This window comes from Sulfitobacter sp. 1A15299 (assembly GCF_043556915.1).
Lineage (GTDB): Bacteria > Pseudomonadota > Alphaproteobacteria > Rhodobacterales > Rhodobacteraceae > Sulfitobacter.
Genome location: NZ_JBIFFJ010000030.1, coordinates 1 through 25,894 on the forward strand (window position 1 = coordinate 1; position 25,894 = coordinate 25,894).

24 protein-coding genes are annotated in these 25,894 nt (G+C 64.3%); 9 read left to right on the forward strand and 15 right to left on the reverse strand.

The annotated features are described in order from the left end of the window. Positions 1 to 168 precede the first annotated feature (168 nt). The 4 genes from ACGYK7_RS16515 to ACGYK7_RS16530 all read right to left on the reverse strand — a co-directional run bounded on the left by ACGYK7_RS16515 (position 169) and on the right by ACGYK7_RS16530 (position 6,687). Positions 169 to 768 (reverse strand): DUF924 family protein, encoded by a 600-nt coding sequence (locus ACGYK7_RS16515; RefSeq protein ID WP_394403562.1) that lies wholly within the window; start codon positions 766 to 768, stop codon positions 169 to 171. A gap of 65 nt (positions 769 to 833) precedes the next feature. After that, complete coding sequence (locus ACGYK7_RS16520) at positions 834 to 2,168, reverse strand: MFS transporter (RefSeq protein ID WP_394403563.1); 1,335 nt, start codon at positions 2,166 to 2,168, stop codon at positions 834 to 836. 72 nt (positions 2,169 to 2,240) lie between these two features. Then, complete coding sequence (gene queA, locus ACGYK7_RS16525; RefSeq protein WP_394403564.1) at positions 2,241 to 3,305, reverse strand: tRNA preQ1(34) S-adenosylmethionine ribosyltransferase-isomerase QueA; 1,065 nt, start codon at positions 3,303 to 3,305, stop codon at positions 2,241 to 2,243. Positions 3,306 to 3,345: 40 nt separating this feature from the next. Beyond that, complete coding sequence (locus ACGYK7_RS16530; protein ID WP_394403565.1) at positions 3,346 to 6,687, reverse strand: DUF3971 domain-containing protein; 3,342 nt, start codon at positions 6,685 to 6,687, stop codon at positions 3,346 to 3,348. A gap of 108 nt (positions 6,688 to 6,795) precedes the next feature. Between ACGYK7_RS16530 and ACGYK7_RS16535 the strand changes: the two genes are divergently transcribed. The 4 genes from ACGYK7_RS16535 to ACGYK7_RS16550 all read left to right on the forward strand — a co-directional run bounded on the left by ACGYK7_RS16535 (position 6,796) and on the right by ACGYK7_RS16550 (position 10,096). Continuing rightward, entirely contained in the window at positions 6,796 to 7,269 is a 474-nt protein-coding gene (locus tag ACGYK7_RS16535; RefSeq protein WP_394403566.1) for a peroxiredoxin, read from the forward strand. Then, positions 7,266 to 8,084 carry a ferritin-like domain-containing protein gene (locus tag ACGYK7_RS16540; protein ID WP_394403567.1) on the forward strand — a complete coding sequence of 273 codons (819 nt, stop codon included), beginning with the start codon at positions 7,266 to 7,268 and terminating at the stop codon, positions 8,082 to 8,084. Before ACGYK7_RS16535 ends, ACGYK7_RS16540 begins: the two co-directional genes overlap by 4 nt. A gap of 193 nt (positions 8,085 to 8,277) precedes the next feature. Beyond that, complete coding sequence (locus ACGYK7_RS16545) at positions 8,278 to 9,606, forward strand: DUF5930 domain-containing protein (protein ID WP_394403568.1); 1,329 nt, start codon at positions 8,278 to 8,280, stop codon at positions 9,604 to 9,606. Beyond that, positions 9,596 to 10,096, forward strand: a complete 501-nt coding sequence (locus ACGYK7_RS16550; RefSeq protein WP_209217613.1) for a polymer-forming cytoskeletal protein — start codon at positions 9,596 to 9,598, stop codon at positions 10,094 to 10,096. Before ACGYK7_RS16545 ends, ACGYK7_RS16550 begins: the two co-directional genes overlap by 11 nt. Positions 10,097 to 10,172: 76 nt before the next feature. On the opposite strand, the gene ACGYK7_RS16555 is transcribed toward ACGYK7_RS16550, so the two are convergent. From ACGYK7_RS16555 to ACGYK7_RS16565, 3 genes are all read right to left on the reverse strand, one after another. Continuing rightward, on the reverse strand, positions 10,173 to 11,135 hold the full coding sequence (locus tag ACGYK7_RS16555) for a DUF3179 domain-containing protein (protein ID WP_394403569.1): 963 nt from the start codon (positions 11,133 to 11,135) through the stop codon (positions 10,173 to 10,175). Between the two features lie 64 nt (positions 11,136 to 11,199). Continuing rightward, the gene (locus ACGYK7_RS16560) at positions 11,200 to 11,754 is read right to left on the reverse strand and encodes a peptidylprolyl isomerase (protein WP_394403570.1); all 555 of its coding nucleotides are present in this window, start codon (positions 11,752 to 11,754) and stop codon (positions 11,200 to 11,202) included. Next, positions 11,747 to 12,253 (reverse strand): peptidylprolyl isomerase, encoded by a 507-nt coding sequence (locus tag ACGYK7_RS16565; protein ID WP_394403571.1) that lies wholly within the window; start codon positions 12,251 to 12,253, stop codon positions 11,747 to 11,749. The genes ACGYK7_RS16560 and ACGYK7_RS16565 overlap by 8 nt, the downstream gene beginning before the upstream one ends. Positions 12,254 to 12,380: 127 nt before the next feature. Here ACGYK7_RS16565 and ACGYK7_RS16570 point away from each other — a divergent pair, with 127 nt between their 5' ends. The 5 genes from ACGYK7_RS16570 (at position 12,381) to ACGYK7_RS16590 (ending at position 17,958) form a co-directional block, all read left to right on the forward strand. Beyond that, positions 12,381 to 13,568: a phosphoglycerate kinase gene (locus tag ACGYK7_RS16570; protein WP_394403572.1), complete on the forward strand. Its 1,188-nt coding sequence runs from the start codon at positions 12,381 to 12,383 to the stop codon at positions 13,566 to 13,568. A 112-nt stretch (positions 13,569 to 13,680) separates the two neighbouring features. Further along, entirely contained in the window at positions 13,681 to 13,980 is a 300-nt protein-coding gene (locus tag ACGYK7_RS16575) for a septum formation initiator family protein (RefSeq protein ID WP_067265383.1), read from the forward strand. 205 nt (positions 13,981 to 14,185) lie between these two features. Beyond that, a complete protein-coding gene (gene pdhA / locus ACGYK7_RS16580; RefSeq protein WP_394403573.1) occupies positions 14,186 to 15,193 on the forward strand; it encodes a pyruvate dehydrogenase (acetyl-transferring) E1 component subunit alpha in 1,008 nt (335 codons plus the stop codon). A 4-nt stretch (positions 15,194 to 15,197) separates the two neighbouring features. Then, positions 15,198 to 16,589, forward strand: coding sequence for a pyruvate dehydrogenase complex E1 component subunit beta (locus tag ACGYK7_RS16585; RefSeq protein ID WP_394403574.1), 1,392 nt, complete (start codon positions 15,198 to 15,200; stop codon positions 16,587 to 16,589). 10 nt (positions 16,590 to 16,599) lie between these two features. After that, positions 16,600 to 17,958, forward strand: coding sequence for a pyruvate dehydrogenase complex dihydrolipoamide acetyltransferase (locus ACGYK7_RS16590; protein WP_394403575.1), 1,359 nt, complete (start codon positions 16,600 to 16,602; stop codon positions 17,956 to 17,958). 69 nt (positions 17,959 to 18,027) lie between these two features. Here ACGYK7_RS16590 and cysE read toward each other — a convergent pair whose 3' ends face one another. The 8 genes from cysE to ACGYK7_RS16630 all read right to left on the reverse strand — a co-directional run. Next, a complete protein-coding gene (gene cysE / locus ACGYK7_RS16595; RefSeq protein WP_394403576.1) occupies positions 18,028 to 18,840 on the reverse strand; it encodes a serine O-acetyltransferase in 813 nt (270 codons plus the stop codon). A gap of 98 nt (positions 18,841 to 18,938) precedes the next feature. Continuing rightward, complete coding sequence (locus tag ACGYK7_RS16600) at positions 18,939 to 22,868, reverse strand: glycoside hydrolase/phage tail family protein (protein ID WP_394403577.1); 3,930 nt, start codon at positions 22,866 to 22,868, stop codon at positions 18,939 to 18,941. Next, a complete protein-coding gene (locus tag ACGYK7_RS16605; protein WP_394403578.1) occupies positions 22,868 to 23,314 on the reverse strand; it encodes an NlpC/P60 family protein in 447 nt (148 codons plus the stop codon). The genes ACGYK7_RS16600 and ACGYK7_RS16605 overlap by 1 nt, the downstream gene beginning before the upstream one ends. Further along, on the reverse strand, positions 23,311 to 24,198 hold the full coding sequence (locus ACGYK7_RS16610; protein ID WP_394403579.1) for a DUF2163 domain-containing protein: 888 nt from the start codon (positions 24,196 to 24,198) through the stop codon (positions 23,311 to 23,313). The genes ACGYK7_RS16605 and ACGYK7_RS16610 overlap by 4 nt, the downstream gene beginning before the upstream one ends. Then, positions 24,198 to 24,830 carry a TIGR02217 family protein gene (locus tag ACGYK7_RS16615; RefSeq protein ID WP_394403580.1) on the reverse strand — a complete coding sequence of 211 codons (633 nt, stop codon included), beginning with the start codon at positions 24,828 to 24,830 and terminating at the stop codon, positions 24,198 to 24,200. The genes ACGYK7_RS16610 and ACGYK7_RS16615 overlap by 1 nt, the downstream gene beginning before the upstream one ends. 27 nt (positions 24,831 to 24,857) lie before the next feature. Further along, positions 24,858 to 25,517 carry a phage tail tape measure protein gene (locus ACGYK7_RS16620; RefSeq protein WP_394403581.1) on the reverse strand — a complete coding sequence of 220 codons (660 nt, stop codon included), beginning with the start codon at positions 25,515 to 25,517 and terminating at the stop codon, positions 24,858 to 24,860. Next, positions 25,510 to 25,722: a rcc01693 family protein gene (locus ACGYK7_RS16625; RefSeq protein WP_394403582.1), complete on the reverse strand. Its 213-nt coding sequence runs from the start codon at positions 25,720 to 25,722 to the stop codon at positions 25,510 to 25,512. Before ACGYK7_RS16625 ends, ACGYK7_RS16620 begins: the two co-directional genes overlap by 8 nt. Then, positions 25,719 to 25,894 (reverse strand): GTA-gp10 family protein (locus tag ACGYK7_RS16630; protein WP_394403583.1); only part of this gene is annotated, 176 nt, incomplete at its 5' end. The genes ACGYK7_RS16625 and ACGYK7_RS16630, both read right to left, overlap by 4 nt.

The following is a 25,894-nucleotide window of genomic DNA, read 5'->3' on the forward strand; positions in this document are numbered from 1 at the left end:
CCACGGATCGCGGCGACATAGCCGCCCGGCCCCGCACCGATCACGATCAGATCAAAGGATTTGGCAGCCATGGCAAGGACCTCGCGTTAGGGTTTGCAAATATAGTTTACCGCTAAACCATATTTGCAACCGCCACAACCACGCGTGTGGCCCCCACCTGCCGAAGGCTCAGGCCGCTTGACGTTCCGCGCGCAGTTCCTTGACCGTCCGGCCATAGCCGCCCGCGTTAAGGTAGGAGGTTTCCTGCGCGGTGAAACTGCGTGACAGCGCCTTATTGCGATAGGGAAAACGGCCAAACTGGCGGATCACTTCGCGGTGGGCGCGGGCGTGCAGCAGGTTGCTGCCGTCGCTTTTCGGCATTCGTTCGCACATCAGACGCACGCAGCGGTCCTGATTGCAGAGGTTCTCGGAATGCATCAGCGGCAGATAGAAGAACTGCCGCGCCGGCGCCTCCACGCGCATGTCCCAGCCTTTCTCGATCGCCAGTTTTGCCGCCGCCAGCGCGATACGGTCGCTGGAAAACGCCTTGCCCGTGTCGCGGAACATGTTGCGCGGGAATTGATCGGTCAGGATCAAAAAGGCCAGCGCGTCGGTGGGGTTGGTCAGCCAGTGGTTCAGTTTCCCGGCCTGTGCCTCATCCCAGAGCCCCTCGAAACGTGCGCGGATATCGGCATCCAGCGTTTCGGAACTGATGTACCACCCGGCTGGGCCGACATCTTCGAGCCAGAAATTCAGTACGTCTTGGGGTTCTGCATTTGTGGCAGCCATCCCGCACACTCCTTTGCCGCAATCTGGGCGTTTCATTAAAGTTAAGAACGTCTTACCGCAAAAGCCTAGTCACGTTTTATGTCATCCGCGACATCGTTATCGCTATCAGGGGCGTTTTTATCCGCTTCGGCGTTTTCTTGAGCAGCGTCCTCGACGGCGTCCTGTTCTGCTTCAATGGCATATTCCTGCGCGATTTCCACGGCCACAGCGGTGGCAGAGGGGTAAATCGGCACGTAGCTGCCTGTCTCATCAACCGGAACAGCAGCACGCTGCGTTTTGCGGTAGGAAGCATAGCTCGCCAGTGCGGCAAAAAGCACGGCAGTAAAGAGGTAAAAGCCGCCCGGGCCAAGCGCCGTGCCCATCATCCAACCGGTAATCACAGGGCCAAGGACCGCGCCTAAGCCGTTGATAAACAACATCCCGCCTGAGGCCGCAGCCATGTCCTCTTGTTCGAGGAAGTCGTTGGTATGGGCCATGATGAGCGAGTAAAGCGGGTTCGACATGCCGCCCACGACAAAGGCCGTGGCGAGCAGGATCGGAAAGATGTGCCCCAGCATCATCCCGACCATGGAGCCCGCGCCACCGATCAGCGCGGTGATGACGATCAGGCTGCGTCGGTCCATCCGGTCAGAAATCCAACCGATGGGATATTGCAGGATCACCGAACCGACAAAGAAGGCCGCCACAAAAAGTGAGATCTGCGCGACGCTCAGCCCCGCCTCGGCGCCATAAACCGCCGCCATGCCGAACTGGGCCGAGAAGACGCCGCCCAGAAGGAACATGCCGACGCAGCCGAGCGGCGAAGTCTCCATCAGGGTGCTCAGGCTCATTGGTTTGGTGGTGCCGAAGGGCGGTGTGGGGCTGATCGACAAAAGGATCGGCGTGACCGCGATGCTCACCAAGACCGAAGGAATGACAAAGAGCACGAAACCCGAAGGGTCAGCCGTCAGCAGCAGCGCTTGGGCGATAACGATGCCGAGAGTTTGGACGATCATATAGGCCGAAAGCGCCTGCCCCCGGTTCTCGTTCGTGGCGGCATTGTTGAGCCAGCTTTCGGCGGTGACATAGACAGCGGAAAAGCAAAAACCGATGAGCACCCGGCCCAGCGACCAAACGATGGTGTTGGGGAATGTCGGGTAGAGGATCATCACCGCCGAGATCAGTGACGCCAACGCCGCGAAAACCCGCACGTGGCCCACTCGCCGGATCATCCCCGGCGCCATCCGCGACCCGCCCAAGAAACCGACGAAGTAAGCCGACATGACGATCGACATTTGCAGGGTCGAGAAACCTTCGATGCCGCCGCGGATACCCAGCAATGTGCCCTGCATGCCGTTGCCGACCATCAAAAGGCACATGCCCAGCAAAAGCGCCCATGCGCTTGAAACCACTTGAATCATCAGTCAATTCCTTGTTCGCTCAAGCCCTCCCATGGACGGCAATCGCAGGCTAGTCACCCCCTAGTGCGACATTCAAGCGGGTTTTTGCGCCTCGGGCAGCAGAAGGGAAGAGTCCCCATAGGAGAAAAAGCGGTACCCCTCGCCGATGGCATGGGCATAGATGCCTTTCACCCGCTGCACCCCCATGAGGGCCGAGACCAGCATCATCAGCGTGGATTTGGGCAGGTGGAAATTCGTCATCAGCCCGTCGGTGACGTTGAACTGGAACCCGGGCGTAATGAAAATATCGGTATCCCCTTCCCAGGCAGTGATCTCACCATCGCGGGCCGCCGTCTCGATCAGGCGCAGGGCGGTGGTGCCCACGGGGATCACGCGCCCTCCGCCGGCGCGGGTGGCGGCAATCTCTTCGGCGGCCTTTGCGCTGACCCGGCCCCATTCGGCGTGCATCTTGTGTTCCGAAATGTCGTCGACCTTGACCGGCAGGAAGGTGCCCGCGCCGACATGCAGGGTGACATGGCTAAAGGTGACACCCTTCGCGGCCAGCGCTTCGAGCAGCGCCTCGTCGAAATGTAGCGAGGCCGTGGGCGCCGCGACCGCGCCCGCGTGGCGGGCAAAAACGGTCTGGTAGTCTGTCATGTCCTGCGCATCAGCGGGGCGTTTGGCGGCGATATAGGGCGGCAGCGGCATCGCGCCCGCCGCATTGAGCGCCGCGTCGAAGTCATCGCCCGCGCAGTTGAACCGCAGATGCCCCTGCCCGTCTTCCACCGCTTCCAGCGTGGCGCGCAGATCATCGGAGAAGATGACTTCTTCGCCGATTTTCAGCTTGCGCAGCGGTTTGATCAGCGCCGACCATGTGCCATCGCCGCGCGGCTCCAGCAGGGTGACCTCGATCTTGGCCTGCACCGCCCCTTGGGCCGAGGCGCGGTGGCGGATACCGCTCAGCCGCGCGGGGATCACGCGGGTGTCGTTCAGCACCAGTCGGTCGCCGGGGCGCAGCCAGTCGGTCAGGTCGGTCACGCGCCGGTCGTGCAGAGCGTCGCCCTCGGCCACCAGCAACCGCGCAGAGGAGCGCGGGTTGGCAGGACGGGTGGCGATCAGGGTCTCAGGCAGATCGAAATCGAAATCGGATAGCTTCATCGGCGCGGCTCCGGGTCTGGCGGCAGGGTCGCCCCGGCGCTTAGCGTTCCTCCGGCACCCGGGCAACCGGATTCGCCTGGCCCTGCACCTGTGGCGGCTGGGGCGGCGGGCGGCGGAACAGCTCGCGGAACATGCCAGGGGTGAGCGCCGAGAGCGGGTTGACCGAAACGCTGGGGTCTTTCGCGGCCCCCGTGAGCCGGTAGTTGAACCCTATCAACCCCTCGCCCTTGCGGGTGAAAAGCGACCCGATCCCGTTGAACATATAGACCGGAGAGATCACCCCTTGCATGTCGATCAAACCGCTGTCGAGCGCATAGACCCCATCCATCGACAGACCCAAGGAAGCGCCCACGGCGCTGGCCTCGGTCAGGGTCAGGCGGTTCGGGGTCAGGCGAAAGTTTGCCTCCACATCGTCAAAGTAAATCCCGTCGCCGTTGAGTTCGTTGATCAGCCCCACGACCGAGATGGCATTGACCAGCGCCGCGATCCCCGGCGCGTCGCGAATGGCGACATCGCTGACCGTGAGCTGCCCGTCAAAGGCGCCGCCCGAGCCCACGGGCAGAAGGGTGAGCGACAGGTTGCCCCCGACCACTTGTTTCACCAACCCGGCCGAGCGCAGAACCCCGCCGGCGTCGTCCGAGACCACCCGCACCGCGCTGCGTCCCGCTTGGGGCAGCACCCGCCCCTGCACCGGCGTGCCGCCATTGAGCCGGGCAGTAAAGGCGCCATCCATCCCCTTGGTGGTGTCGAATGTGCCCGACAGATCGGTCAGGTAAATCGTGTCGGTGATCTGCAACCGGTCGAGCGCCACGCGCATCGGCGGACCGGCTTGGCCCCCGGCCCCGCCGAACTCGGCCCGGCGCATATCAAGCGTGCCGCCGCCTAGCACCACTTGCACCGGCTCGCCCTTGCCCCGCCCGATCAGTTGCAGCGGGATATCCAGCCAATCACCGCGCCGCAGCCGGTCGATCCGCACCCGGTCCAGCGCACCGCCGGGTTTTAGGTCGATGGAGCCCGCCACCCGGAGCCCCGGCGCGTTCAGTTGGAAGGCGTCGATATTCGGCGTCTCGCCCAAACGCCCCGCCAGTCGGAGTTCGCCCTTCGTTTTCGTCGCCTTGCTCCACGACAGTTGCGGGACCGAGACGCCCAAGCCCGCCAAATCGCTTTGCAAGGTGAAGCGCGGCGCGTCGCCCTTCTTGAGGTCCACGACCAGCCGCCCGCGCCCCTCCCCGCGCAGGCTCCCGGGGGGCAGTGCCACGCCAAAGGCTTCGAGCCCCGCCGGGGTCAGCGCCACCTGCGCGGTCAGGCGGCTTTCGTCCGAACCGGGGCCGATCGCCTGCGACCATTCCCCGTCGAAGCCCACCCCGTCGATACGCCCTGCGCCGCCGATGGTGATGCGGTCATTGTCGGCGGTGATGGACAGTTTGCTGGCCTGAAGGCTGCGGTCTTTGACCAGCGTATCGGTCGAGAGCGCCAGCAGGTCCCCCGCGAAGTGATAGCGCACATCTTCGGGCTTGCCGCCCTTTTTCAACGGCAGCGCCAGCGTGCCTTTCAGCACCGCCTCCCCATCCGCAAGCGTCACGGGCAACCCGGCCTTATCCATCACCCGCATCGGCGGCTGGTTGAGCAGCGACAGCGCCGCGGTCAGGGTGGAGCGCGTGTTGAGCCGGATCACCGAGGGGCTGCCGTCTTTCACCCGCACATCGGGAATGATGAAGGACGACCCATCCAGCGTCACCGCCCCGCCCTGCGGCGCGATCACCTCGCCCGCGTCCACCGTGACGACAAGGCGGTTGTCGAGCAGGCTCATATGGCCGCTGCCATCGGTGATATGCGGCAGGGTTTTGAGAAACCGCACCTCGGCCCCGGCATAGTCGAAGGCGACATAGGTCTGCGGTGCCTGCCCCGGCGCCATGCGCAGCGCCAGATCGAGGTTGCGCATCCGGCCCGCGTAAAGGTTCTCGTCCAGCCATTTGCGGGTCTTGGGCTTCACCCCCTCGGGCCAAAGCGCCAGCAGGCGTTCGGGGCTGAGCCGATCCATCCGCCCATCGAGGGACAGGTTCCAGCCCTCAGGCTCGGCCACCAGCGCACCGTCAAGGCGCAGGGTGCGGCCCTGATCGCTGATTTCCAGACGGCCCAGCTTCAGGCGAAACGGGTCGAGGCTGAGTTCGAAGTCGATATCCGCCTGATCCAGGGCCACCGTCTCGGGGTAAACCTCCGCCGGATTGGCCCGCAGATCGCGTAGGGAAAACTGCCCCACCATCCGCCCCGGAATGCCGCCCGTGACATCGCCCAGTTGCGAGGTTCCGGTGATATTGCCCGAGACCCAAGGGCTGTCGAGTGACATCTCGTCAAAGCGCAGCAATTGCCGCGCGGGGTTGTAGCTGAAATAGCTCTGCGCCCCGTCGAAGGGGATCGGTTTGGTCTGCGGATTGGGCTGCAACACCCCTTTGCCAATCTGCAAAGAAGCATTGATCGGCGCGAAACGCCCTGCGCTGTCGATGCCGCTGCGCACCGCGCCCGAGATATTGGTCCGCAACACCTCAAGCCACGAAAAGGCAGGCCCCTGCGCCGCGATGTCGCGCGCGTCGACCCCGTCGAAGGTTACGCCAAAGGTCGCCGCATTGTCCCCGATCCGGCTGCTGTAGTTCGCGGTGAGCGTGGCCACCCCCGCGCCCCCGCTGAGCACCGCGAGGTCCGCCGAGAGGTCAAGCGCATCGCCGTCGCGCGACAGGCGCAGCCGCCCGCCATCCCCGGTCCAGGCACGGCCCGCGCGGGCATCCTCGAACCGCAGTGTCAGCGCGCGCAGCTCGACCGAGCGGAGGGCGGAAAGCGCGGGGGCGGCCAGCACCTCGTCGATCTGGCCGATGAGTTGCGGCAGGGTCGCCGCCTCCCGCTCGGGCGGAGCGATCCCGGCCCCGGCGCTCAGGCTCACCCGGCCATCCGCCCCGCGGCGCAGGTTGGCCACCACGCCCGAAAGCGAAATCGCCCGGGGCTGCGCCACACCGCGCAGCAGGGACCGCATCGACAGGCTGGCCTTGAACTCATTGAAACTGACGATCTCATCGCCCTCGGGCGTGGTGACAAAGATGTCTTGCAAACGCACGCGGGGGCGCCATCCCTCATCAACGACGAATTCCATCGCGCCGAACTCCACCCGCGCCTGCGGCAATGCGTTCGCGATCCGGGCCTCGATCCGTGTCTGTACCCAAAGCGGCGCCGGGATCGGACGCCCGGTGAAATAGACCGCCGCCCCGGTGGCCAGCGCCGCCAAGAGCACCAGCACCAAGGCCGAGACGATGCCCGCGCGGCGGCGCGACCGGCGGCGCGGCGGCCCTTGGCCATCTGGCGCAGGGGGGCTGGAAGGGGACGGGTCGCGCATCGGGCTCCGTTTCGAACAGGGCGGCTTTCTGGGCCGGCTTTGACGTTGTCAAATCAGATGCAGTATGACAGCCCTGAACGACCCTTCACAAGCCAAAGGAACCGCCCCATGTCGCAGATCGGACCCCAGCCCGGCCAACCGGCCCCGGATTTCACCCTTCCCGTGACCGGCGGTGGCGAGATCACGCTGTCTGCCTTACGCGGCGCGCAGGTGGTGCTGTTCTTCTACCCGCGCGACGACACGCCCGGCTGCACCAAGGAATCGATCGGCTTTTCCGAGCGCTTGCCCGAGTTCGCCGAGGCAGGCGTGCAGGTCTTTGGCATCTCGCGCGACAGCATGGACAAACACGACAAATTCGCTGCCAAACACGCGCTGACGGTGCCGCTTTTGTCAGACACCGAAGGCGCGGTGACCGAAGCCTATGAGGTCTGGGTCGAGAAAAACATGTACGGCAAGAAATCCATGGGCATCGAACGCGCAACCTATCTGATCGACGCAGATGGCAAAATCGCGCAGGTCTGGCGCAAGGTGAAGGTGCCCGGCCATGTGGATGCCGTGCTCGATGGGGTTCGCGGCGCATGATGCCGCTGGCGGAAATGGCCGAGGCGGTGCTGCGCACGGCGGATGGGCGCGAGAAGACGGCGCTGTCGCGGAAATACGCGGCGCAGTGGTTCTCGGCCCGAGAGGCCGGTGAGCGCCCCGAGGTGGGCCGCGCCGACCCGCCGCTGCACCCTGCCCGGCCCGCACAGCCCGAGCTGCTCTCACCGCGCCACGTCCCGCGCCGCCGCCCCGGCACGCCTGAAGGCCGCGCGGCTCTGCTTCATGCCGTGGCGCATATCGAGTTGAACGCGGTCGATCTGCATTGGGATGTGATCGCCCGTTTCTCTCATGTGCCCCTGCCCTTGGGCTTTTATGACGATTGGGTCAAAGCGGCGGATGACGAATCCAAACATTTCAATCTGATGTGCGACTGTCTTGAGGAAATGGGCAGCTACTATGGCGCCCTGCCCGCCCATGCCGGCATGTGGCGCGCCGCCGAAGACACGGTGGACGATCTGATGGGCCGCCTTGCCGTAGTGCCGATGGTGCTGGAGGCGCGCGGCCTTGATGTGACCCCCGGCATGATCGAGATTTTCCGCAAGGCGAAGGCCGACAGCGCCGTGGCGGCACTTGAGACGATCTATGCCGAAGAAGTCGCCCACGTAGCCTATGGCAGCAAGTGGTTCCACTTCCTCTGTGGCCGCCATGACGACGACCCAAAGGACCGTTTTCATGCCCTCGTGCGCAAATATTTCCACGGCGATCTCAAGCCGCCCTTCAACGAGGAAAAGCGCGCCGAGGCGGGAATCCCACCAGATTTCTACTGGCCCCTGACGGCGGATGGCGGGCCTAGCTGATCAGGATCTGACGCAGCAAGTGCTTGGTATCGGCGGATTTTTGCCAATGACAAAGCGCTTTTTCAGGCGAATGGGGGAATGCCGCGCAGCCGCGGGTCAATAGGCTTGCCCCATTCGCGGGCACTGGCTATTGACGTTGGGCGCGAAGGGGCCGAGCCTCGCGCACCGACGGGACGGGACAAAGGACGACAACGTGCGCACACGGATTGCCATCAAGACGCATGCTCTGCTTGAGCAGTATTTTCCCGAACGCCGCGTCTTTTTGAAATCCGACAGCGACACACGTTTCATCCGCCTGCGGCCCGGCACCCAGATCATCGGGCTGGCGGGATCGGCGTTTCTGGTTTCTTGGGCCATCATCGCCACCGCCATTATTTTGATGGACAGTATTGGCTCGGGCAATTTCCGCGAGCAGGCCAAACGCGACCAGCGGACCTATCAGGCCCGGCTGAACGAGCTTTCCGCGCAGCGCGATCTGCGCGCCGAAGAGGCGCTTGCCGCCCAAGACCGTTTTAACGCCGCGCTGACGCAGATTTCCGTCATGCAGTCCGAACTGCTGGCTTCCGAGACCCGCCGCCGCGAATTGGAAACCGGGATCGAAGTGATCCAATCCACCCTGCGCGACACGATGAAAGACCGCCAGAAGGCCCGGCTGAAACTGGCCGAACTGGAAGGCAGCCTTGAGAATGGCGAGGCGGGCAGCCTGCGCGCCGACGCCGATCAGGCGCCAGTCGATTTCCTTGCCCAAGCCCTTGCCCGGACCGCGGCGGAGCGTGACAAAGTCGTGGTCGACGCGCAGGATGCGCTGCTGCAAGCCGATGAGATGGCCCAAGAGATTGCCCTGATGCGCGATCAGAACGACGCAATCTTCCGCCAGCTTGAAGAAGCAATGAGCGTCTCCGTCGCCCCGCTCGACAAGATGTTCCGCAGCGCGGGCATGCCGACCGACCGCATCCTCGCCACCGTGCGCCGGGGCTATTCGGGCCAAGGCGGGCCGATGACGCCGCTGTCCTTCACCACCCGCGGCGAGGAGCTGAGCCCCGACACGCTGCGCGCGAACAAATTGCTGGGGCAGATGGACCGGCTGAACCTCTATCGCATTGCCGCCGAAAAGGCCCCCTTCGCCAACCCGGTCAAAAACGCTTTCCGCTTCACCAGCCAGTTCGGCTATCGCCGTGACCCCAAGACCGGCGGCCGCCGGATGCACAAGGGCGTCGACTTTGCCGCCGGGATGGGCACGCCGCTTTATGCGACCGCCGATGGCGTGGTGATTCATGCAGGCTGGTCTTCGGGCTATGGCCGTCTGGTCAAGATCCAGCATGAGTTCGGCATCGAGACCCGTTATGCCCATATGTCCAAGCTGCGCGTGAAAGTTGGTCAAAGAGTCTCGCGCGGGCAGCATATTGGTGATATGGGAGCATCAGGACGGGTCACCGGTGTCCATCTCCACTATGAAGTCCGCGTAGGTGGCAAGGCTGTTAACCCCATGATCTATATCAAGGCTGCAAACGATGTTTTCTAAAAGCAAAATCAACGATCCCGCCCCTCAGGATGCAGATGTGTCCAAACCGGCACCTTCCGGTGCATCCTCGGCCCCCGCGCCCTCCAAGCAGAGCGAATTCAAGGCCAGCGCCCCCAAGGCAAAGCCGCCCGCATCCGTTCTGTCTTCGGACCTGCATGTGACCGGCAACATGAAAACGACAGGCGACGTTCAAGTTGAAGGCACCGTCGAAGGCGATATCCGCGCACATTTGCTGACCATCGGTGAGACGGCGACAATCAAGGGCGAAGTGGTTGCCGATGACGTGGTCATCAATGGCCGCATCGTGGGCCGCGTGCGTGGCCTCAAGGTACGTCTGACATCGACCGCGCGGGTCGAGGGCGACATCATCCACAAGACCATCGCGATCGAATCCGGCGCGCATTTCGAAGGCTCTGTGCAGCGTCAGGACGACCCGCTGAACCCCGGCGCGAAATCCGCACCGGCGCAAAAGCCGAACCCCGCGTCCTAAGACCGCGGTCGCAAGAGACATCGGCGGGCGTCGCGGGCAACCGCGGCGCCCGTTCGCTTTTGAAGCTATCGCGCGGTCAGCGGCCCAGCATCCAGATGCCGTCGGGCCAGAAGGCATCGAAGGCAAAGGCGAACATCACATCATGCGGCAGGTCACGGCCCGCGCCGTCGCGCACCCTGATGCTGCCCACGTCGCGCCCCTGCCCAATCGCGCTGCTGTCCAGCGCCGAGGCTTGCCCGGGCTGCCAAGAGATCGTCACCCCCGACTCGCGCACCTCGCCTGCCTCCGCCAGACGTTTCAGCCGCCAAGCGCGCTCCCCCACCCGCACCACACGCTCCAAAGGCGCGATGCCATGCGGTGGCTGGCGACCGTCATAGAGGAAGGGCTTGGCCGATGAATCATAGCCCCGGTAAGGGTTGCGCCCGTAGGCGCGGTTGTAGGACGGCTCGGCCATCACCAGCCCGTCGGGGTTGCGGGCGGTGAAGTCGGCCCAGCTTTCCAGCCAGCTCGGCAGGTGGCGCAACTCGGTGCCGGTGAGCGTGCCGACGATGGCGCGCCCCTCGGCCTGCTGCCACCAGCTTTCCGTCTGGCGGTCGTACATCACCATGTCGGAATGGCGCAGCTTGCCCGAGACGCCAAAGTCGAGCACCCGGCCCCCGACCCGCCGGTCGAAGACCAGCGCAGAATTGCACAGCGGGCAGAAGGTCACGGCGATTGGCCGGCCGTTCACGCTGTCGTTCACGATCTCATGCCATGTCAGGTAGCGGATCGGATAGGCGCGCGGCTTGGCGCCCTCGATCTCCACCGTGATGACCGGCTCGCGCGGGGCGATGCGGGTCTCGGAGGACGCGGGCAGGAACTGCGCCGACTCCAGCGCCGGGATGCCGTCCTTCGGCGGCCCGCCCGAAATGATTTCGGACCAGTCGGAGATGCTTGTCTTGGAGAAATCGGTCTGCGGCCACTCGCCCTCCCAGCGGGCGGGGTCGGCGGCGGCGGTGCTGGCCCAGAGGCCGAGGATCAGGGCGGCGAGATGTTTCATGCCGCCAGCCTGACCCATGCGGGGGCGGGCAAGCAAGCCCACCCCACGCGATCCTGATCGGGCGTTACTCGGTCACCGTGACCGTTTTCATCACGTCCGGCGTACCGACGACGGCCCCGTTCGGGCCGGTGCCGCGCTTGATGGCGTCGACCACGTCCTGCCCCTCGGTCACCTTGCCGACAACGGTGTACTGACCGTCAAGGAAAGGTGCCTCGTCGAACATGATGAAGAACTGGCTGTTGGCGCTGTCCGGGCTCTGGCTGCGGGCCATGCCGACGACGCCCTTCTCATAGGCGATGTCCGAGAACTCGGCCTTCAGGTCAGGCTTGTCGGAGCCGCCCATGCCCGCGCGGGCGGTGTCGCCCTCGGCCCGGCCAAATTGCACGTCGCCGGTCTGGGCCATGAAGCCGTCGATCACGCGGTGAAAGACCACCCCGTCATAGGCGCCTTCTTCGGCCAGTGCGGTGATCTGCGCGACATGATTGGGCGCCACATCTTCGAGCAGGTCGATTCGAACGATGCCATTGGCCCCGCCCGCGACTTCGATCTCGAGCCCGGTGGCCATCGCCGCCGAGCCGAGGAACGCGAGAAACGCGCTGGTGCCTGCGATCTTACGCATCTGCAGCGACCTTGACCGAGATCATGCGGTCGGGGTTCGCAGGCGGCTCGCCCCGGGTGATCGCATCGACATGTTCCATGCCCGAGATGACCTGCCCGTAAACGGTGTATTGACCGTTCAGGAAGTCGTTGTCCTTGAAGTTGATGAAGAATTGGCTGTTGGCGCTGTCGGGGTTGGCCGAGCGGGCCGCACCGATGGTGCCGCGCGCATGGGGAACCTTGGAGAACTCCGCAGGCAGGTTCGGCAGGTCCGAGCCGCCGGTACCGGCCGCGCGCAGGTTGAAGTTGTCTTCCATATTGCCATTGGCCACGTCGCCGGTCTGGGCCATGAAGCCTTCGATCACGCGGTGGAAAGCGACGTTGTCGTATTTCCCGGCGCGGGCCAGTTCCTTCATCCGCTCCACATGTTTGGGCGCAAGGTCGGGCATCAACTCGATGGTGACGGTGCCGTCCTTCAGCTCCATCAGGATGGTGTTCTCGGGGTCTTTGATCTCGGCCATGGGGCAATCCTTTGGTTTGTCTTTGCCAGATACCTAAGGAGCTTGGCCGCGATTGCCAAGCCGCGCATTGACCTGAGGCCAGATAACAGCAAAACACAGCGCAAGAGACTGGATTGGGAGAAGACCGATGGGCTGGAAATCACTGGACGATATGGAACTGGACGGCAAGCGCGTGCTCTTGCGCGTCGATATCAACGTGCCGGTCGAAGAGGGCCGCGTCACCGATGCCACGCGGATCGAGCGGATCGTGCCCACGGTGAACGACATCCTGTCGCGCGGCGGCAAGGTGACGCTGCTGGCGCATTTCGGACGCCCCAAGGGCAAGGTGGTCGAGGAGATGAGCCTGCGCCAAGTCCTCCCCGCGCTGGAAAAGGCACTGGGCCGGGATGTGGCATTCCTGCCATCGCTCGATGCCGCAGGCAACGCGCAGGCCGATCTGCAACTCATGGAAAACATCCGCTTCTACCCCGGTGAAGAAGCCAATGACGAAGGTTTCGCCCGCCAATTGGCCGCGCTCGGCGATATCTACTGCAACGATGCTTTCTCTGCCGCACATCGCGCCCATGCCTCGACCGAGGCGCTGGCGCGGCTACTGCCCGCCTGCGCGGGCCGTTTGATGCAGGCGGAACTCTCGGCGCTGGAGGCGGCACTGGCCAAGCCCGAGCGCCCGGTGGGCGCGGTCGTAGGCGGGGCCAAAGTCTCGACCAAGATCGCGCTTTTGGAAAACCTCGTGAACCGGCTGGACGTTTTGGTCATCGGCGGCGGCATGGCGAACACCTTCCTTGCCGCACTCGGGGCCGATCTGGGCAAATCGCTGGAAGAGCCGGACTATTACGACACGGCCAAGGACATCATGGCGCAGGCCGAGAAGGCGGGCTGCCGGGTCATCCTGCCGGTCGACGGTCTGGTCGCGCGGGAGTTCGCCAAGGGTGCGGCCCATGAGGTGGCCTCGCTTGGCCCCGATGCGAAGCTCGCGAAAGATCAGATGGTGCTCGACGCGGGCCCCAAGACCGTCGCACAGGTCGAAACGGCCTTCGCCGAGCTGCGCACCCTTATCTGGAACGGCCCCATGGGCGCCTTTGAAATTCCGCCCTTCGACACCGCCACCGTCGCCGCCGCTCGGGCTGCGGCCGCCAAGACCCGCGACGGCACGCTGATCTCCGTCGCCGGGGGCGGTGACACGGTCGCGGCGCTGAACCAAGCGGGCGTGGCGGATGATTTCACCTATATTTCCACCGCCGGGGGCGCCTTCCTTGAGTGGATGGAGGGCAAGACCCTGCCCGGCGTCGCCGCATTGGACGCATCGGCTGGGTAAAAAGGCGATTTACCGCTAAAAACAACGGGTTTCCCGCAATTGTGGGATTCCCATGACGAATCGCCTGTGCCATACTGATGTCACGTCCGCCAAGAGACGCAGAGGCAGTACCATGACACGCAACACCCGACCGGCTTTCGGCACATTGCTGTTCTTCGCAATCGCTTTCGCGCTGAGCCTGTATTTCACCTTTGCCGCCGTGCAGGGGGATTTCGGCCTGTTCCGCCGGACCGAGATTGTGGCCGAGAACCAAAAGCTGAGCGACCGTCTGGCCGAGGTCCGCGCCGAGGTGGCCCGGATGGAGAACCTCACCCGCCGCCTGTCGGACGACTATCTCGACCTCGATCTTCTGGACGAACGCGCGCGCAAGGTGCTGGGCATGGTCCGCACCGATGAGATCGTCATTCGCTGAGGTTCCCCGGCGCATCGTCTATCGGCCCCTGCCCCGCGCCTGCGGCCTTGCAATCATGCGAAATCTCTGGCCTCCTTCCCCTTGTCAGCCGTGGTGCGCGCACCACGTCACAAAGTCTCTCGCAATCCACTTTGGAATGCGTTAGGGAATAGTTTAACGCTAAACTACTTTTGGCACCTGACCAAAGCCAACGGAGGAGACGCCCATGGCCGCGAGGAAATCGAGCAAGAAACCCAATGTCTCGGCGGAGGAGCTGACCAGCTACTACCGCGACATGCTGCTGATCCGGCGGTTTGAAGAGAAAGCCGGACAGCTTTACGGCATGGGGCTGATCGGGGGGTTCTGTCACCTCTATATCGGACAAGAAGCGGTCGTTGTTGGCCTTGAGGCCGCGGCCGAGGAAGGCGACAAGCGCATCACCTCCTACCGCGATCACGGCCATATGCTGGCCTGCGGCATGGACCCCAATGGCGTCATGGCCGAGCTGACGGGGCGCGAGGGCGGCTATTCCAAGGGCAAGGGCGGCTCGATGCATATGTTCTCGAAAGAGAAGCATTTCTACGGCGGCCACGGCATCGTCGCGGCACAGGTGCCGCTTGGCGCGGGGCTGGCCTTTGCCGATCAATACAAGGGCAACGGGCGCGTCACCTTCACCTATTTCGGCGATGGTGCGGCGAACCAGGGCCAAGTCTACGAGACCTTCAACATGGCTGCCCTATGGAAACTGCCGGTGATCTTTGTCATCGAGAACAACCAATACGCCATGGGCACCTCGCAGCAGCGCTCGACCTCCTCGGCCGAGATCTGGGAGCGCGGCCGCGCCTTCGGCATCCCCGGTGAGGCGGTCGACGGCATGGATGTGCTGGCGGTCAAGGAAGCCGGTCAAAAGGCCGTGGCACACGCCCGCAAGGACGGCCCCTATATTCTGGAGATCAAGACCTACCGCTACCGCGGCCACTCCATGTCCGATCCCGCGAAATACCGCACCCGCGAAGAAGTCCAGAAAATGCGCGACGAACGCGACCCGATCGAGGCCGTGCGCAGCCTCCTTCTCGAGGGCAACCACACGAGCGAGGAAGATCTCAAGGCCATCGACAAGGAGATCAAGAAGATCGTGAACGAAAGCGCCGATTTCGCCAAGGAAAGCCCGGAGCCCGATCTCGACGAGCTCTGGACCGACATCTACGCAACCGAAGTTCCGCAGGAGGCCTGAAGCAATGGCAACCGAAATTCTCATGCCCGCCCTCAGCCCCACCATGGAAGAAGGCACGCTGGCGAAATGGCTGGTCAAGGAAGGCGACGAAGTCTCCTCCGGTGACATTCTGGCCGAGATCGAGACCGACAAGGCCACGATGGAATTCGAGGCCGTGGACGAAGGCACCATCGGCAAGATCCTCATCGCCGAAGGCACCGAGGGCGTGAAGGTCAATACCGCCATCGCCGTGCTGCTCGAAGAGGGCGAAAGCGCCGACGACATCGACACGGCGAAATCCGCCCCCGCCGAGGATAAGGACGAAGAGGCCAAGCCCGCACAGGCCAAATCCTCGGACGATGACCGCGAAACGCCTGCCGAAGGCAAGAAACAGCCCGAGCCCGACACCAGCCCCGATTGGCCCGAGGGCACCGAGATGAAGCAACAGACCGTCCGCGAAGCGCTGCGCGACGCCATGGCCGAGGAAATGCGCCGCGACGAGAACGTCTTCCTTATGGGCGAGGAAGTCGCCGAGTACCAAGGCGCCTACAAAATTTCCCAAGGTCTGCTGGACGAATTCGGCGCCAAGCGCGTGATCGACACGCCGATCACCGAACATGGCTTTGCCGGCATCGGCGTCGGCGCGGCCTTCGGCGGCCTGCGCCCCATTGTCGAGTTCATGACCTTCAACTTCGCCATGCAGGCGATGGACCAGATCATCAACTCCGCGGCCAAGACGCTTTACATGTCCGGCGGCCAGATGGGCGCCCCCATGGTCTTCCGCGGCCCCAACGGTGCGGCGGCCCGCGTCGGTGCCCAGCACTCCCAGGACTACGCCGCCTGGTTTATGCAGATCCCCGGCCTCAAGGTCGCGATGCCCTATTCGGCCTCCGACTACAAAGGCCTGATGAAAACCGCAATCCGCGACCCCAACCCGGTGATCTTCCTCGAGAACGAGATCCTCTACGGCCGCAGCTTCGATGTGCCCGACATCGAGGATTACACCGTCCCCTTCGGCAAGGCCCGGATCTGGCGCGAGGGCGCGGATGTCACCATTGTGAGCTTCGGCATCGGCATGACCTATGCCCTCGAAGCGGCCGAGAAACTGGCCGAGGACGGTATCGAGGCCGAGGTCATCGACCTGCGCACCCTGCGCCCGATGGATACCGAGACGGTGCTGAAATCGGTGATGAAGACCAACCGCTGCGTCACTGTCGAAGAAGGCTGGCCGCAGGGCTCCGTCGGCGGCTACATCAGCGGCGTGATCATGCAGGAGGCGTTTGACTACCTCGACGCCCCGGTCATCACCTGCACCGGCAAGGACGTGCCAATGCCCTATGCCGCCAACCTCGAGAAACACGCGCTGGTCACCACCGACGAGGTGATTGAGGCCGTGCGCAAAGTCACCTACCGGTAAGGAGCGGATCATGCCCACAGAAATTCTCATGCCCGCCCTTTCGCCCACGATGGAGGAAGGCACGCTCGCCAAATGGCTGGTCAAGGAGGGTGACGAGGTCGCCTCGGGCGACATCCTCGCCGAGATCGAGACCGACAAGGCCACGATGGAGTTCGAAGCCGTCGACGAAGGCACCATCGGCAAAATCTTGATCGAGGAAGGCAGCGAAGGCGTGAAGGTGAACACCCCCATCGCTGTGCTGCTCGAAGACGGCGAAAGCGCCGACGATATCGCGGCATCCTCCGCCCCGGCCAAGGAAGAAAAGCCGCAGGCCGAGGAAGCGCCCAAAGCAGCCGAAGCTGAGACGCCCGAAGCCGGCTATGGCCGCGGTGCGACGGAGGCGAATGACAGGCCGACCAAGAGTGACGCCAAAGCCCCCGCCGCGCCCAAGGACGACAAGGGCGGGCGCATCTTCGCCTCCCCCCTCGCGCGCCGGATCGCGGCGGACAGGGGTCTCGACCTCGCCCAGATCGAAGGCAGCGGCCCGCGTGGCCGGATCGTCAAAGCCGATGTGGAAAGCGCCCAGCCAACGGCTGCCAAGGCTGACAGCCCCGCCGCCACCAAAGACGCCGCGCCGGTGACACAGCCTGCCCCCGCTGGCCCCTCCTCCGATGCCGTGCGCAAGATGTACGAGGACCGAGAGGTCGAAGAGGTCAAGCTCGACGGGATGCGCAAGACCATTGCGGCGCGCCTCACCGAGGCCAAGCAGACGGTGCCGCATTTCTACCTGCGCCGCGACATCCAGATCGACGCGCTGCTGTCTTTCCGCAGCGATCTGAACAAGCAGCTCGAAGCCCGCGGTGTGAAACTCTCGGTCAACGATTTCATCATCAAGGCCTGTGCTCTGGCGCTGCAATCGGTGCCCGATGCCAATGCTGTCTGGGCCGGGGATCGCATCCTGAAGCTGAAGCCCTCGGACGTGGCCGTGGCCGTGGCCATCGAAGGCGGCCTCTTCACACCGGTCTTGCAGGACGCCGACACCAAGTCGCTCTCGACCCTCTCGGCGCAGATGAAAGACCTCGCCACCCGCGCCCGCGACCGCAAGCTCGCCCCGCATGAGTATCAGGGCGGCAGCTTTGCCATCTCGAACTTGGGCATGTTCGGGATCGACAACTTCGACGCGGTCATCAACCCGCCGCATGGCGCAATCCTCGCCGTGGGGGCTGGTGTTAAAAAACCGATCATCGGCAAGGATGGTGAAATCACGGCGGCGACAGTGATGTCCGTGACCCTCTCGGTCGATCACCGCGTGATCGACGGGGCGCTCGGTGCGCAGCTGTTGAACGCGATCGTCGAGAACCTTGAAAATCCGATGATCATGCTGGCCTGAGGGCTGCACCATTCAAACGAAGAAAGCCGGGGCATGCCCCGGCTTTTTATTGCGATACCGCCTCTGTGCCTATTCGGCGTCCGGCCCAAAAAGATGGTTCATCGACATCGACGGCTGATCGCAGCCCGCCTCCCCAACGATCCGCGCCGGGATTCCGGCAACGGTCTTGCAGGCCGGCACCGGCTCCAGCACAACCGACCCCGCCGCGATGCGGCTGCAATGGCCGATGGAGATATTGCCCAAAACCTTCGCGCCCGCGCCAATCAACACGCCATTGCCGATCTTGGGGTGACGGTCCTCTTCCTCTTTGCCAGTGCCGCCAAGGGTTACCGAATGCAGCATCGAGACGTTGTCGCCCACCACCGCCGTCTCACCGATGACGATGGAATGCGCGTGGTCGATCATGATGCCCTTGCCCATCTTGGCCGCCGGGTGAATATCCACGCCGAAAATCTCGCTCACCCGCATCTGGATGAAATAGGCCAGATCGCGTTTGCCCTTGGTATAAAGGTGGTGACCCACACGGTAGGCCTGCACCGCCTGATAGCCTTTGAAATACAGAATCGGCTGCAACAGCCGGTGGCAGGCCGGGTCACGGTCATAGATCGCCACGAGATCGGCACGCGCTGCCGCGACGAGGTCCGGGTCTTCAGCATAGGCTTCTTCGACCATCTCACGCACGACCATCATCGACATCTCATTCGACGAAAGCTTGGCCGCGATGCGGTAGGAAAGCGCATTCTCGATGGACTTATGGTGTAGGATACAGGCATGCACAAAGCCGCCGATCAGCGGCTCGTCGCGCACGGCATCTTCGGCCTCTTGCTGAATCTGATCCCAGACCGGGTCCACTTTCGAGATATGTCTGCGTGTCTGCGCCATGGGACGGGCTCCTTCACTCTGCCGTAAGGGTAGCTCATGCAATAGCGTAGGGCCATTTGTAAATCCGCACATGCTCAAAATCGTGATAACGCGCGGGCCTATCCGGTGACGGTCAGCCCCGTAGCCGGCCCAGCCCCATAGCTGGCCGAGACCTGCGCCACCGTCACGTCAAACGCCCCACTGACGCCATCCGTTGCCCGTGCGGCAGTGCTGTAGGTCCAACGCGGCGCTTCCAGCAGCACCTCCCGCCGTTGCTCGTTGCCTTCGAAAACGCGTAAGAGATAGCGTTCACTCTCCTCACCTAGCGGCACCTCCGGCCCCTCCCAAGGGTCGCCGTCGATCCGCGTTCGGCGAATCCAGCCAAAGGTGATATCGCCATTGGCGCCAGCGTCGGCCCGCAGATGACAGGGGCTGTAGGGCCGTAGACCATTCCCGTCAAAGGCATGAACCTGATGCAGGTAAGAGGGGTCATCCACCGGTCGCCGCGCAGGCCCGATGCGGTAATGCTGTGCCACGCGGCGCAGATGCGGGCTCAGCTCGATCTGTTGCGGCGTTCCGTTCATCAGCACAAAGCGCGAGCCAGCGGGCCAAACCTCGGGAATCAACCCATCGCTGCCCGCCTGTCCGCGCAGACGGCCCGTCAGCCAATAGGTCATCGGGGCGACAAGCTGCACCTCTTGAAACTGGAACAACTCCCACCGGTCCGCGCTCCCATCCCCGATGGCGGCAAGGTTCGCCCCATTCAAAAGCGCCTCTCTGGTAACGGATTGAAGACTGCCGCTGGTCAGTTTGACCTCCAGCACCGGCCCCGCGTCGATCACCCCCGGCCGTGCCGCGCGCAGCGGCGTTTGGGTGACGCCCATGATCGACCGGTTCGCCACGATGGCGTTCAGCGCATAATCCGAATCCACGGCAGAACGGTAGACCGCGACAGACCCCGGCCACGGGGTCGCCGTCACCGCCAGATGCGGCGCATGGGGCACCTCGTCCCCGCGCAACAGCGGCAGGTCCATGAACTGCGGCAGAACCGGCAGCGGCGGGACGAAGGGGCGCAACGTTGCAAGCTCCTCTTCAAGCGGTGCGGGATCATAGACTTCGGGCTCAATCCGGACCGCGTCGATCAGCAACGAACCGGCCTGCTCCACCCGGTCGACGCGGTAGCGCCCCGGCCCCTCCGCCCCATCGCCCGGCAGTTCGATCACATCCCCCGCCCCGACAGCCATCTGCGACGGCGGCAACGCCAACCGCAGCGTCTCACGCGCGACGCGCGCTTCGGTCAGCCAACGTTCAGCCACCTGCCGCCCCTCGGCCCGGGTCAGGGCCATGTTAAGCTCGGTCCCGGTGACCGCATGGGTCGCCTCATCCGCCAGAACCGCCTCTTCGGCGATCGCGTCAAAATCCGCATCGGCCTGAATGAACCGCAGCCGCACACGGCCCGAAACTTCGGCCTCCGCCTCGCGCAACTGCTCGGTCAGCCCGCTCAGGTCGGGGTGAACCGCGAGGCGATCTAGGTCGAGGGGCAGCGCATCCGCCCCGTCGCGCATCTGAAACTGCAAAACCCCGTCGCGTTCGATTGCGTCGAACCCATAGCGCAGCATCAGCGGTTGCAAGGCGGTACGCGCCTCGCCAACCTCGGCCACCGTATAGCCGCGCACATAGCCGAACAGCGCCGAGGTATCGAAATGTACCACACCCGCCCGGCGGCAAATCTCCGCCACGACCGAGGCCAGCGACCGCGCCGAGGCGCGCCCGTTCAGCCAGTGGCCCCGGCTGTAATTCTCCCCATCGCTCCAGAGATCGACATTATTGGGAAAGAAGGGAAACGGCCGCGTGTCCCATGCCCAGACGAAAGCGTGGGTCATATCCAGCATCGGCGCGTCATATTCATCAGAGATCGGGTTATGCGCCGGATCGCGCCAGTAGTCCGAGATCGCGCGCAGGTATTGCATCTGCATCAGATCGTCCCGCGCGCCGGTGGAATAATGCGGCAATGCGCTTTCCGAGCTCTTCAAATCGAGGAACTTGTTGGGCTGGTTCGCCCCTTTGTCGATAGCCGCGCAGCCGTATTCCGTGAACCAGATCGGTTTCGACATCGGCTGCCATTCCGTTGGGGCCGCCTGCCGCTGCCCGCCAATACGCGGATGGTGATAATTCTCCCACCAGCGGCGCAGGTCTTTGTAGCGGTAGACCCAAGGCTCATCATGCGCGCCATCGGTGATCGGCGTGCGGATCTGCGCGTCGCGAGCCTCGGGCGAATGGTAGTACCAATCATAGCCCTCGCCGCCCTCGATGTTGGATTTCAAATAGCCTACATCGTAGATCGCGGGCCAGTTCTCGCCGTCCAGATGCCCCTCCTCATCGCGCCAATCGGACAGCGGCATGTAGTTGTCGATCCCGATGAAGTCGATCTGCGGATCGGCCCATAACGGATCGAGGTGAAAGAAGACATCGCCGCTGCCATCCTGCGGGTGATAGCCGAAATACTCTGACCAATCAGCGGCATAGCTGATCTTGACCTCTGGCCCCAACAAGGCGCGCACCTCTCCGGCCAAGGCCCGCAGCGCGGCCACGGCCGGGAAACTGTTCCCCGCCGCGCGTATCTGCGTCAGCCCGCGCATTTCCGAAGAGATGCAAAAGGCCTCGACCCCGCCTGCCGCGGCGCAGAGCGCGGCATAGTGCAAGATGAACCGCGACAGGGTCCATTCCTCGGGGCCACTGTAGACGACCGAGCCTTCGCCCACCGCGAAATTCGCAGCGGTGACGGTGCCGAAAAACGCGGCCACCTCGGCTTCTGCCGCCGCCGTACCATCCGGGCTGCCCGGTTGCCCCGGGGCCACCGAAAGCGTGATCCGCCCGCGCCACGGCAGGCGGGGCTGGTCCTCGGCATCGCTATAGGGGTCCGGCAGCCCGTTGCCTTCGGTCTGATCCATCAAGATGAACGGGTAGAACATCACCGCCTTGCCCGCCGCCTTTAGCGCGTGGATGGCCTCGACCACCGCCGCATCGGCTGGCGTGCCGCCGTAGATCGGGCGCGCGTCTTGCTGGGCGATCACCTCCGCCGTGCCACGCGTCACACCAGAAACCCGCCAAGGCATGTTCTCGCCGTCAATATCCGGGTCTTCGACCTTGGGGCGCAGGCGACAGTCGGCGCAGCGCAGATCGCCCCCAAACCACGACACAACGAGAGAGGCCGCTTCCAACCGTGGCAATTCCTCGGTCAAACTTTCCAAGGACACCGCGAAATCGGTCTTGGTGGCGGGCGAATTGACATTGGCGCTCCACCGGCTGCCGGGGCCGTCGGTGTAATGCACCGGCGTCGTCGCCAGCGCGTATTCCCCCGTGCCGGGGATCAAAGCGACCCCCTGAACACCATAGGCAGGCGCGTGTTCCCACCCCGGCGCCTGCGGCTGTTCGGGGCGCATCACCTCGAAAGAAAACTGCGGCACCCTGTTGCCGAATTGTGCAAGCGGGAGGTCTTCCATCACCACATAGGCCGTGCCGCGATAGGCGGGCACCCTGTCTGCGCCCTCGATCGCGGCGATGGTCGGGTCAGGCTGCTGGTCCGCCGCGCCCCGGTAAACGCGCATGTTCAGATCATTGGGGGCAATCTCCTCCCCATCCGCCCAGATGCGCCCGACACTGGTGATCTCCCCTTCACAAAGCGCGATGGCAAGGCTGACGGTATAGCTGTATTCGGTGGTCTTCGGCGACGGCGGGCCGCCCTTGCCGCCGCCACTGACTTGGGTGACCTCTTGGAACTGCGAGGCCCAAATCACATGCCCCGCCAGTCGCATCCGCCCGTATAGCTGCGCGATCGCCGCCCCCTCGCCCGAGCCTGTCAGGCGAAAGCGATCCACCTTACCGGTCTCGACCGCCTCCCCGCCTTGGCCAAGCAGGCGCTGATCCACCAATCGCCCAAGGCTCGCCCCCACCGCGCGGCCCACCGCGACCGAAGACAGCCCCGCCAGCGTGCCCCCGATGGAGCCGCCAACCGCCGCCCCCGCTGCCGAAAGAACAATCGTCGCCATCAGGAGACCTCCTCAGGAAATAGAAATCGCGCCACGACGCGCCGCTGCCATGGCGGGCTGAGCGGGCTTTCCAGCACCCCGTGCCGCGCATAGGCGTGGATGAAACTGGCGCTGGCCCCGACGCGGGCCTGCAGCCCAAGATGTTTTGCCACCGCGCCCTGCCGCATTCGGAAAAGCAACACGTCACCAGGGGCAGCATCGCCGCTGTCTTTCACCGCCATATGCCGCAAGGCCGCCGCCCAGAGCCGCTCCTCCCCCTGCGGCTCGGACCAATCCATCGAATAGGCCGGGACCGCCTCAGGCTCCGCGCCCAGCAACTCCCGCCAAAGCCCCCGGATCAGCCCGAGACAATCGCAGCCCGCCCCTTTCGTTGCGGCCTGATGCACATAGGGCGTCCCGATCCATCCGCGGGCGGCCTGCACCAAACCCTCCCCCGCCGCGCTCATCTGCGCGACCCGCCGCCGTTCGCACCGTCCGACCGGGGCACGGCCATCATCCAATCCTCCCCCGGCAAATCGGGAAAGCCGCGATAGTTCAGCAGGTTGTTGAACTTTAACCGACAGGTCTCCATCCGCTTGTCGCAGCCTGCGGTAAGCCGGACACGGGTGCCCGGCGCCACCGCGCCGCGGATCGGCTGCCAAAGTTCGATCACGCGCTCCCCGTCCTCATGGTAGTCACGTTTGACCATGCCCCAGAGCCCCGCCGCCGGCCCCTCCAGCACATCAAGCCGCCCCCGGGCGAACCAACCCTCCTCGTAGCCCGGAAAAGCGGCCCAACGGAAATACTGCGCCTTCGACACCGTCTCGACCGCGCGCGTCTCGGCATAGCCGGGCGCGGTGAGATCGAACCGGCACGCGCTATCCCCCAAGACCGCCGAACAGGGCTTTTGATAGACCCGCCCTAAGGGCCGGTTGAGCGGTTCCGTCAGCCCGCGCAACTCAGCGCGAAAGCTGCCTCCCGCGCGGTGCAACTCACCGATTGAGCCGCGAAATTGCAGCAGCCGCTGCGCGGGGTCCGCCCAGTTCACCAACCACGCCTGCACCTCGGCCCCATCAAAGCGCCCTTGTTCGATCTCATCCTCGCGGATCGCATCATCGCTAAGCGCGCCAAGCGCCTCTGTGTTATCAACCGAAAGCCCGCTGGTATGGGCCAGCGCCCGCGCGCTCAGCCCGGTATCGGCGCGAAAGGTGACCCCGTCGAACACCAGCGGCATGTCGTGGTCGGTAAAGGCAAACACCGCCCCATCCGCGCGCGTCACCTGCCAGCAATGGCAGAGCGTCGTCACGCCCTGCGCGATATGGGCGGCAAAATCCCTATCCAGCCCCGCCATCAAACCCGCACCTCGATCACCGGCACATCGGGCACCTGTCCGGCCTGAAAACTTTCGACCGAGACCAGAATGCAATCGGTGTCAAAGCGCACCGGCACGTCGAACTCGAAACCCGCGAAAATCTCGATCTCAGGGTCGGGCGGATGCGCAAAGGTGATGATCCCACTCTCGGCGTCGACCTCATATTCGACACCCTCGCGCAGCTCATCCTGCTCGAGCCCCACGCGCACCGTTCCCGCCACCGGTTTGGTGATCGGACGGCGATAGGATTGCGCGCCCGAGCGGTAAGTCTTGGTCAGTTGAAACGCCGCCCGGACCCCATCCCCATAGCCGATGCTCTGGTCATCGAAAGCCACCGGAAGCGCCATCTTACCCGACTTATAGTCGGCCCAATCCTTCCAGCGAAACCCGTACATCTGTCCCATACGCGCCTCGGAAAAGGCAATCAGCACCTGTAGATCGTCGATTGAGCGCATGCCCAACCCGGCATCGTAAACCCGCCGCGAATGGGCCAAAGGCGTGTTGCGCTCCTCATGGCCGTTGGCCAAGGTGACCACATCCGTCTGCCGCCGCGGCCCCCCGACAGAGCCAAAGCTCAACGACGGGGGAAATCTGACCTCGTGAAACTGCATGATCTACTCCTTTATCCGCCGCGTGGCCTATCGGTTGCGGTTGCCGGTGCTGAGGGCACGGCTCAACTGTGCGGCAATCTGGCTTTGGCTGCGCTGAAACCCCTGCACATCGGGGGTGGTGATGTTCATCACGATGGTCGTCGCGCCGCCGCCCATGCCGCGCACGCCCAGCTTGCCATCCGCCCCCCGCGCCAAGGGCATGATCGCCTCCGGCCCGGCCTCACCCATCAGCCCCGTGCCGCCGCGCATGGGAAAGGCCGTGGCCGAGGTCACCACACCGCCCTGCGCAAAGGGCATGACCTTACCTTGCGAGAAAGGCGCGCCATCGGCGAAGGGCAATATCCCCTCCACGATGCTGCCCACACCCTCGCTGATCAGCCCGCCGAAATGGTCCGTCACCGGGCGCATCGCGGCATTGTAGGTCGTGCGGATCATCGACTGCGCCAAGTCGCTCAGCGCGTCCGAGAGTTTGGCCCCGTCAAAGACCACCCCGTCGAAGGCCCGCCGCAACCCACGGCTCAGTCCTTTCTCAAGGGTCGCCACGTCTTTGCCCGTCGCGGCAAGCGCGCCGCGCATCCGCCTTAGCTCACCATCGAACCCGGCCACCAAGCTGCTGGTCTGCGCCAACGTCTCATTCAACCCCTCGGCGCGGCTCTCAAGGTTCTCAAAATCGTCAAAGTCAGCCATCACCGGCCCCTTTCGTCTCATCTGGATAGGCCGCCATCAGCGCGGCGAGACCGTCGCTTAGCAGCGGCGCGGGGCCGGACTTCGGCCCCAGCATCAACTGAAATTCCGCCGGCGTCAGCGCCCACAATTGGTCCGGCAGCAGCCCCAATCGCGACAGCCCCACCCGCAGCAACGCGGGCCAGTCAAAGCGGCGTGCCGCACTCACGCCTGCACCGTAAAGGCCCGCGCCAGCAATTCCGCCGCGGCCCGTGCCGCCGCCATCGGCCCACCCTCGATCTGCGCGTGCTCGAGCGTCGCGGCATCCATCTGCGCCCCGCCGCCGCGCAGCCCGGCCAGCAGCAGCGCCAAGACATCGCGGCTCGAAAAACGGTTCTCTG